The organism is Puniceicoccales bacterium (assembly GCA_031255005.1).
Taxonomy (GTDB): domain Bacteria; phylum Verrucomicrobiota; class Verrucomicrobiia; order Opitutales; family LL51; genus JAIRTH01.
On sequence record JAIRTH010000005.1, the window covers coordinates 1 to 9916 of the forward strand.

The 9916-nt window shown below is 38.2% G+C and carries 9 protein-coding genes; 2 read left to right on the forward strand and 7 right to left on the reverse strand.

Annotation, left to right across the window (positions count from 1 at the left end; all coding sequences use genetic code 11):
- Nucleotides 1–157: 157 nt before the first annotated feature.
- From LBH49_00650 to LBH49_00675, 6 genes are read right to left on the reverse strand one after another with little or no spacing between them, the layout of a single operon-like run.
- Nucleotides 158–1825, reverse strand: coding sequence for a GspE/PulE family protein (locus LBH49_00650; protein ID MDR0351149.1), 1668 nt, complete (start codon nucleotides 1823–1825; stop codon nucleotides 158–160).
- Between the two features lie 24 nt (nucleotides 1826–1849).
- Complete coding sequence (locus LBH49_00655) at nucleotides 1850–2551, reverse strand: hypothetical protein (GenBank protein ID MDR0351150.1); 702 nt, start codon at nucleotides 2549–2551, stop codon at nucleotides 1850–1852.
- 25 nt (nucleotides 2552–2576) lie between these two features.
- Nucleotides 2577–5156 carry a hypothetical protein gene (locus LBH49_00660; protein MDR0351151.1) on the reverse strand — a complete coding sequence of 860 codons (2580 nt, stop codon included), beginning with the start codon at nucleotides 5154–5156 and terminating at the stop codon, nucleotides 2577–2579.
- Complete coding sequence (locus LBH49_00665; GenBank protein ID MDR0351152.1) at nucleotides 5149–5745, reverse strand: hypothetical protein; 597 nt, start codon at nucleotides 5743–5745, stop codon at nucleotides 5149–5151. Before LBH49_00665 ends, LBH49_00660 begins: the two co-directional genes overlap by 8 nt.
- A 35-nt stretch (nucleotides 5746–5780) precedes the next feature.
- Nucleotides 5781–6863 carry a hypothetical protein gene (locus LBH49_00670; protein ID MDR0351153.1) on the reverse strand — a complete coding sequence of 361 codons (1083 nt, stop codon included), beginning with the start codon at nucleotides 6861–6863 and terminating at the stop codon, nucleotides 5781–5783.
- Entirely contained in the window at nucleotides 6863–8155 is a 1293-nt protein-coding gene (locus LBH49_00675; GenBank protein MDR0351154.1) for a hypothetical protein, read from the reverse strand. The genes LBH49_00670 and LBH49_00675 overlap by 1 nt, the downstream gene beginning before the upstream one ends.
- Before the next feature lie 208 nt (nucleotides 8156–8363).
- Here LBH49_00675 and LBH49_00680 point away from each other — a divergent pair, with 208 nt between their 5' ends.
- A complete protein-coding gene (locus tag LBH49_00680; GenBank protein MDR0351155.1) occupies nucleotides 8364–8909 on the forward strand; it encodes a L,D-transpeptidase in 546 nt (181 codons plus the stop codon).
- Between the two features lie 72 nt (nucleotides 8910–8981).
- Nucleotides 8982–9485: a type III secretion system chaperone gene (locus LBH49_00685; GenBank protein ID MDR0351156.1), complete on the forward strand. Its 504-nt coding sequence runs from the start codon at nucleotides 8982–8984 to the stop codon at nucleotides 9483–9485.
- Between the two features lie 4 nt (nucleotides 9486–9489).
- On the opposite strand, the gene LBH49_00690 is transcribed toward LBH49_00685, so the two are convergent.
- Nucleotides 9490–9916, reverse strand: a 427-nt coding sequence (locus tag LBH49_00690) for a hypothetical protein (protein MDR0351157.1), incomplete at its 5' end; no start/stop codon positions are given.

The window sequence follows — 9916 nt, forward strand, 5'->3', positions numbered from 1 at the left end:
CCTAGATTTGTTATCTCCCACGGATGACGCTCGGGTAATATTTGAAATTCCATCGGATTTACAACCACCTGTCATCCATGGACTACAAAAAATAAAATATTTTGGTAAATGTTGTAAAAAAAATAGTCCTTCTGCCTTAATATATGCTAGAGGCTAATCATCCATCCATATTATTTTCATCGGAGAATTGCATGATTTCTGCCAGCGTTGTCCGGCCTTTTTTCACCTGTTCCCAGGCGCACTTTGATAGAGTTTCCATGCCATGCTCTATGGCCAGATCTCTTATTAACTTTGAGGGCGATCCCTTTATGATTTCTCGATGAATCCGGTCATTGACCACCAACACTTCGAATACCGCTAGTCTTCCTCGATAGCCATTTTTACATTTATCGCAGCCTTTGCCTTCTAGTATTTTGCTATTAAATTGTAATTCATCCTTGGGATCTATGCCAAGGGTTTTTAGACAATGGCTAAGATCATTTTCGTCATATTGTTTAGGTTTCGCACAATGAGGACAAAGTTTTCTTACCAATCTCTGGGCTATTACCAATTGCAATGAACTGGCGATCATGAATGGTTCGAGATTCATATCAACTAATCTTGAAATTGCTCCGGCTGAGTCATTTGTGTGTAATGTACTCAGCACGAGGTGACCTGTGATGGAAGCCCTTATGGCGATATCTGCAGTTTCTTGATCTCTTATCTCACCGATCATTACCACATCGGGATCCTGTCTCAATATGGAGCGCAATGCACTGGCAAAGGTCATACCGATGTCCGACTGGACTTGACATTGATTGATCCCAGGTATTTCATACTCTACCGGATCTTCCACTGTTATTATTCGGATTTCCGGTGATCTTATTTTTCTTATGCAGGCGCCAAGCATGGTAGATTTACCAGAACCTGTTGGTCCGGTTACAAGTACTATGCCATGGGGCCTGGTTATGGCGTTTATTACCTTCTTTAGTTCCGGTTCCCCAAGTCCCATATCTTCTATGGCCACCGGAGCATCCCCCAGATCCAACAGACGTAGGCTTATGCTTTCTCCATAGACCATGGGCAATGTGGACACACGGATATCGACAGATTTTTCAGTGGATTTAAAAGATATACGGCCGTCCTGAGGCCTTCTTTTTTCTGAAATATTAAGCTTGGCCATTATTTTCAGTCGAGAGATTACCGCTGCCTGATAGTAAATCAAATTTTGAGGAAGTTTTACCGGTACCAGCGCACCATCGATACGATACCTTATTTGCAATGCATTTTTTTGTGGTTCGAAATGAATATCTGTGGCTCTATCTATGAGAGCTTGCCTAATTACTTCATTCACAAATTTTATTATGACAGCATCTTCATCCTCTTCTATGGCGTCTGGTTTGGCTTGAAGATTGCCGCCTTCATCACCTTCCAGGAAATTGTCTGCCCCGAGGCCAAATTTAGCATTTATTATCCTTCGAATCTCTTCGGCATCGCCTAGGAAATACTTATAATCACCTGGACAGGCAGCCTTTAGCCAGCGCTTCATCATCTCATTGGGAGGCCAGGCAAAGACTATGGCAATGGATTCGTCTTCTTGGATTATGGGTAGGCAGGCATATTCATGGATGATTTGGGATGGAATTATGGCTGTTATATCGTCACAGGGTGCAAATTTTTCAATAAATTCTAGTTCCGAAGCTTCGGATACCCATGCCCGCGTATCTTTGATATTGGAATCTAATTTTACAGCAAGAATTTTCATTCTTTTCTCAAATTGCGCTCCCAAGACGCTACTTTCCACGTCTTCTCCAAGCTCACTAATTTTACATTCTAAATTATCCATCTTTATTAGAAGATACAATGATTGTTACCAATAACCTCCATAACTATCACCACCATAGTTACCATAACTACTATAACCATAACTATCATAGTCGGCATAGCCACCGCCGTAACCATAGCTGTCGTAGCCACCACCACCACCGTAGCCATAGCTGTCATAGCCGCCACCACCATAGCCATAACTGTCGTAGCCGCCATAGCTACCATAGCCATAATTATCGTAGCCGCCATATAGATTGTCATCTGAGTTGCCGTTGGCCACCACTGGTTTGCCTTGTTTTAGCATCTCTATGTCTTGTTCTTGGCCACTTTTAGTCCTGACGCGTACTATTTTTTTCACCGAATCATAGGATGTAATGGAGAAAGGGTCGCTTTCATTACTTACACCAGTGTTAATCACAAAGCTGCGTTTATCCTTTTTACTGTAAAAACTAAAAACGTCATTTCCTCCGCCATTTTCGTTATTAAATGAAATAACACCGCGAAATTCCATTTCCAGCTTGGGTTCAGGCTTTGGCTTTGGTTTCTCCTCCTTTGGTTTTGGCGGTTCCACTGGTTTAGGGACTTCCTTTGGTGGTGGAGGAGTATATTTCCCGAAGGGTGAATTTTTCAATAAAGACCCAAATTTCTCCAACACAGCAGAATTAGGACTCGCCGCTCCTTTTGCTGTGACAGCAGAAAGGACCAGAAGGATAGTCGTAAGTACTTTAATATCATGTACTATCATAACTTGATCACTCCATTATTTTCTACTATTTATTAGTACCAGATGCCTTTTTACCATGGTCATCGGGCTTCTTATTTTTGTTAGCTTCTCTAGCTTTCCTTATTCTATCTCTCTTGGTTTCAAATTTCTTTTGCTCAGCTTTATTTGTTTTTGCTAGATGCTTTTTCCTGAGCGTTCTCCATTTACGCCCCTTTTTCTTTTTATTTTCAGGATCTTTTAAATATTCTTCATACAATTTTTCCTCTCTTTTGTCTATTTCTTGTTGTGTCCTTTTTAGTTCGGCCAATTGTAAACCAAACAATGTGTCATTGGGGAATGGTTCTCCATCATCAAATTTTCCGTTTTCGTTATAATTATCAAAATCTTTTTTCACACCTGCTGCAAGTATGCGTTTATTTAAATAACCTTCTTCATCCTGCGGTTGTAATATTATGGTAGGCTTAATGAATATTATTAATTCTGTCGTTGTTTCTCTTTTCTTTCTCGATGAGAACAATGTATCGCCGAGTAGTGGCAAATCGCCCAGTAGCCATAGCTTACCACCGCCATTTTCTGTGATTTTTTCTTGCAAACCAGCCATTACAACCACATCCATGTCGGCTACACTGACAAACGATGTGGCATGTTTTGTTGAAATAACAGGCTGTTTTGCCGCGCTAAATTCTACCTCAGACACCTTTTTTTCAATTTTCTGCTCTATTTCCAATTGAATTATGCCGTTATTGCCAATAAGTGGCTTAACTTTCAACATAATTCCGACATTTTTATAGGTAATGCTCGATTTTATGCCGCCACCGGTGTTAGAATCCGAGATGCTTGATTCCAAAATTGGCATAGATTCACCCACCTCTATTACGGCTTCTCGATTGTGGGTTGTTACTATGGTTGGCGCTGACATTATTTTTACATTTGAATCCGTTTTAGCTTTATTAAATACGGAATTAAGCGAAAAGTTTCTTAGATTTCCGCTTAGTGAAAAATGTTTATCTGCGCCATAAAACCCATAGCCAATTTCGCTACCTCGGCTGCCCGAAGGTGTGACGCTATCGGATCCACCGGAATTGCCACCACTGGTTGAGCTATTACCAGCACTCGATCCGCCATTGCCCACGGAGATGCCACTACCTGGCACAAAGCTGAGATTGAAAGAGTCCAGTCCACTTACTTGATTTTTGTCCAAGGTAACCTGGGCAATTACTACTTCTATCCTAACCTGATCAAGCAGTATGTCTAATTTATTTACAATGGATTTAACCTGTAAAATATCGCTGGGTGTGCCGTATACGATGATCGAATTGCTACGTTCATCATTCTCGATGGCCAATGAGCTGGAAAATTGTATGTCATGTTCGCCGATGCCATCATTATTGCCTAAATCTAATTGAATTGGGGTATTTGCCGCTGATTTAGTTTGTGTTGCAGTGCTATTTTGAAGTCTTTGGGCTTGGGCTTCCTGTTGGGCGAGTTTATAGGAATTGACCCTATCCTCTTGTTTCCGTTGTTCATTTATTATTTTTCTCATCAGTTCGGAGATTTCCTTGGCACTTCCATGTTTTATTCTTATCACTTCTGTTCTGGTCAAGGGTTCCTTATTTACATCGAGATTTTTTATGATTTTCTTTATGACGCTCAAACTTTCTGATGGCGCCATAATTATCAATTGGTTAGTTGGTTCATCACTTTCGATGGTAATATTACTGGAAAAATATTTTTTGAATGAACCGCGACTACATATATCTCTGATACATTTTACCACCGATGCAGCCTTCACATTACTTAACACATGAAAATACATCTCTTCTTTTATGTCTATCGGCACATCAACTCTTTTGACCACTTCCTCTATTCTCTGAAGATTGGCAAGGGTATCCACTATTAGTAACGAGTTTGATGATTGGAAATGTATTACCTGGGATAGCCCATTGGTGACCATTGGTTTTATCAATTTATTGAATTCCCCGGCATCAAGATACTTGAGTGTGAAAAATTTTGAATAGGCTTTTTGGCTTGCCACCACATCTCTTAGCGATTCATCAACAAGTTCTGGGGCATGGCTTGATGTGTTCTTCGCCACAACAGCTTTGATGAATCCATCACCCATATCTATGGTAGCTACGTTATTCAAGGCCAATACGCTTTCTATTGCCAAAATTGCCTCGGCTCTGGTCATGGGTTGCTGAATTTCCAAACTTATTTTTGAGTCCGGAATTTTTTCCTTCAAAACTGTTTTCCCAGTCAATTTTTCCAAAATGGCCAACACCTGACTTATTCCTTCCTCGACCAGAACCAATTGTTCGACTATATCGTTTGCCGGATCATTATATTCCTCGGCATCTCCATCGATATTATCAATCATGGCCGGTGGTTCATCGGTTTTATCATTGGCCTTGTCCATGCCTGCATGTTCACCGGCTTTCGGACCCGATGTAGGCGTAGCATTTGTTCCTAATGACGTTGCAGCTTTTTTCTCATCAACATGGGAGGTTGATGTGGCTGCGACGGCTTGTCCATGGTCCTTAGGTCCATCTGCTGCGTTTGCTTTATGGCATGAATAACATGTTAGGAGGCATGCCAAAATTAAAAATAAAGCCTTATTCTTATTCATTTTCGTTTACAATATTAGGGTTTATTTGTACATATGATGATATTTGTGCTATCTCATCTTTTGTTAATCCAGCTAAAAGTTCTTTGATATTTTTGTTTTTATTTATATCTAATGCTCCAATTACAAATTTTGCAGATATTAGACCATTGCCTGGTGATGATAGATTGACTTCTTCTACACGAAGGTTCTGCTGTATGGATTCTATTTTTTCATCAAAGGACAATACTTCTTCTATTTTTGCATTGGAAAAACTAATAGCTATCTTATGAATCTCAAAAAAGTCCTTGGTTTCGGTGGTTGGACTAGCCAATGAATAGGATCCTCCGATGGTCCTTGCTGCACTATCAACGGTTTCCATCAAACGACTTTCATCTATTTTACCTTTTTCAAACACTTCGATCATCACATCTTTAAATTTAGTTGAAATATTTTGCTCAATATCAAGCCATTCTTTCTGAGTCAGAGTTAATTTTTCATTATCAGTAGTGATTTTTTTTAGAATTTTTACATCCTTTATACCTCGATGCAAAGATATCACCATTAATGAAAAAGTTACTCCAAGAATACATTTACGCATGTTTGGACTCATGGAAAAAAACAAACTTCTACCCTTCGAAAATAGACTCATGATTCTTTACCCTCCACTATTATGGAAAACCTTGTTTCGCCGCCACTCGTTATGGGTTTAACACATTTAACAGTTTGCAATGAATTCAGTTCCAACAATTTATCTGTATATGCATTCACTTCTCTTATTTCCATTTTAGCCACGGCCGAAATTTCAAGTTTATTTCCATCTATGGCTTTGACTGAGTTAAATGTCATTTTACTTGGCCTTAACTTATTTATATCTTCCAGAATTTTAAAATAGGCCTGTCTTTTTTTGGAAAAAGAAGCCAATTCATTTAATCTTTTATCTTTTTCCTTCAAATTCTTTATCTTGCTTTCTTTTGCAGCCAATATACCGGAAATTGAGCGTTCATTGACTATCTTTTGGCCAAATATGGCCGAGAATGAAAATGCAAATATGGCAACAACCGTGGATAGGATGCTGACATCGAAAGATAATAGTTGCAAAATCTTAGACTTCATCCTGGTGGAATTGAAAAATCTATCGTGTAATTCCATATGCCAGAAAGCTTTGTCTTTGAATTTTAATAATAATTTCTGTTTTTTCACATTGCCTTCGTGGGTTACGGTGACAAATAATCTTATTCCTTCCGATATAATCACTCTGTGCTTATGAAATTCTACCATTGGCAGGTGAGAATCCTTTTCTTCATTAAATAATCTAATGCCAGAGAACATATTATTTGTTTTTTCTATTACAATGATGCGGTCTCGGCGTTTGAATATGATGCCATCCGAGTCGATATTTATGAGCAATGCAGGCAAAAATTCCGGAAACATGTAATCTTTAGTATCATCGCCGGTTTCTATTATTCTATTTTTCAGCGTTGAATAGATGAACATGCTACATTCTTTGCGATTTGTAAAAAAGCCGTAAAACATGTCATCTTCTTGAAAAGGACTGGATGTTTCAAGATTTAGGGATGCTATATCAGCTAGGGTTTCATAGGAGATTTTGTTACTTGGTAATCCGCAATCGGATACGAAAAAAAAGTCACTATTGATAAAAACAGCTGTTTCACATCCTTTTCTATATTTGGCCAATGCGCCAGGTTTTAACTTTTTGCCCCTTGCCATTATACTTCCTCGATGCTTAAGATATCAAATGTATTAAACCTTCCTTTTCCGTTGGTCAATGTTCCGACCAATGCCACAACGGTAAACTCATTTTTTGAATTGGGTGTAGATCTGTTGACTTCACCTGAAATTTTCACTGCAATTTTCATGCATTCAGCACTGAAATTAATAAAATTCTTATATGTTAATTCATCTACATTTAATCCTTTGCTTTTCAAAATGTTGCGATACTCAGTGTAGGGACTTTGTTTTCCCCTTGCCATTTTCAAAATGGTTTTAGAAGAACCTTCATTGGAATCATTGCTGTCAGAATTTTCCACATTGGTCTCTGTGTACCAGGTTTTATTGGTTTTAAAGTTTGATTTACCCTTTGATTCTACTAACTTGCTACGCAATTCTTCGTTGGCAGTAAGAATATTTACTTTAAATTTGCTATAATTTTTTTCGAGGCCTGGAATGACGGTAAAATACTCCTGTAGTATTAAAAAGTAATCTGTTTCGTTACCATTTTCGTCAAAAAATTCGCAATGGGGTAATTTTTCCTGTAGCAGTTTGGCAAAATGCCTGACAGAGGCTATGCCATTTTTAGCCTTAGGAGGATTGCCAGTCAGTGTGAAGATATCCTTTATGGCATTGTTTATATTGGTTATTTTATCGTTATCAAAATCAATTTTGTTTACATTTTTTAAAATCCATGATTTCCCGCCAAAGACACAACTACAAATAACATTGCCATATATTCCGCGCAGATCCTGTGGTATTGCATTGTAAAATTCACTACATAGTGGCAGTTTTCCAGTTTCATCTTCCAAGATTATCTCCACTTCGGGCACAGCTTTGGCAATGAGCTTATTACCACTTATGTCTTTTTCTTTTAGACCAGCCCTTTGGGCTAATTTCTTTAAAAAGCAATCGCTCAACATATCCTGATTTGTTTGGGCATTTGTTTCATTATTGGCAAAATTACTACCATGGCCATTAGAATCGTCTTTATCATCTTCTGTGGCATTTGTAGTTTCTGTGGATCCATTCAGCCATTCTTTGGTGAAGAGTAGGCCACCGCCCCATTCTTTTCTCAGCTGAACAAGAGTACCGATGGTCAGATCCAAGTAGGAATAGGCGGCAACTTTTAGGTCAATGGGATCCTTCAGTTGTGAATTATACATAACATCTGATACAACGGATTTTAAAAATACCGTTACTAAACTAGTAGCCAACATCATCAAGCCCAGCACAAGCAGCAATATGCTGCCTGGGTTTTTGCTTTTATATACTCTCATTGAAGATGTCACCGCATTGATGATAGTAATTTTGTTTAATTAAGAAAGCTTTTTTACAGAATATAATTTAAATAATATATTCATTTTAAGATTGCAAAATCTTTCTTATCATCCAGTCATTATTTCAGGCATGTCAATAATATTTTTCACAAATTTTAATGAGCCATATCATTATCGGTGTAAATTTTGCCATTGCATCTATACTTACTGATAAAAAATTATGATAGCTAGGATGTATCACCAAGGTATAATTGAGCGATGTTGTGCAGAAATGAATCGTGAAATTTCTAAACACACTATCTATGTATCGCTTTCGAAATCGATGTTATATCACTATGAAAATTGGTACCTTTCAGACTCTCATATAATTTCTTATTCGCGAAACCCCATATCCCAACAGAAAAATTCCTTTGGTACGCCATTGGGGTTGCATGAAGTGGCAGAAAAATACGGGGATAATTTACCACTGGGTACGATTTTGAAAGGACGAGTGTCGATTCATAGGACCTATTTTGATCTGGATCTTTCTGAGCAAACTGGCCATATTACCAGTCGTATCCTGAGATTAGCTGGGTTGCAATCGGGATTTAACCAAGGAGGAAATTGTGATAGCTATGAACGCTATATATATATACATGGCACGTCCAGTGAAGAACTGATTGGCCAGCGGATATCCAAGGGCTGTCTATTGATGAAAAATCGGGATGTTATAGAGCTCTATGATGTGATTCCCACTGGTTCCTTGGTAATGATTGCTATGGATTAGTTCGCATTGCGTTTTTTTTTAGATATTTTTGGATATTGACTTTGAGGTGGATTTTTTTAAATTCAACCATCTATGGATGGTTCTCAATTGATGGCGGATGCCATAGTTGCTTTTGGCAATGAAATCGGCGTCGAGTTGAGTGTTGACAGCGATAATTATTGTTGTCTGGCAATCAATGATGATATGCAGTTGCATATGAAATTTAATGAATATTTTAATGGAATTGTTTTCTATTCAGAACTGGGCGAAGTTCCCGAAGCGAACCAACATAATACATTAAAATATTTCGTCCATGCAAATTGTAATAGAGTTAGTTGTGAAGAAATGACATTTTCCTATGATGAAGAATCGAAAAACATAGGGTTGGCATCGCTGTTGCCATCGAATTTCATCCAGGTGGATAGTCTGAAAAAAATTCTCGAAAAATTTATCACTAAGGCCGAAGCAATGAGAGCTGTAATGCTTGAATTTATGCAAGGAATATCACCGGTTAACAATACAACCACGGCCGCTGATCCAAGCAGTTCAAATTCTGCCATGGCTTCGGCACCGGATAATCAGTTTATGAGGATATGATTAATTATCCATTCTTTGTCAAAAATTCTCCAATTATCACCAAAATCGCAAATAATAGACATAAAATATTTTGGATGTCATATTTTTGATTCTTATATATCAAAGAGTAAAGATACAGTGGTAAAAATACCACAAATACGGTTGCTATCATTCCTCCGAACGATAGGATGCTCATAAAGGCGTTTGGTATTAATAGTACCGCCAAAGTCGGTAAAGCAGAGGTTATGATGGGGATATATTTTTTAAATATCTCTTTTAAAGAAACCGATATGCCCACGGACATTCCTATGGCCGATGTCACTATGGCTAACAATGATAGGCTGGTGAGTAAAACATGAGTAACTTTAGATCCTGATACTTCGCATATCATGCTTATTAGATCGCCGGAATTTACATTTCCCTGGAGTATTTTTTCATAAAAAACCGGATCT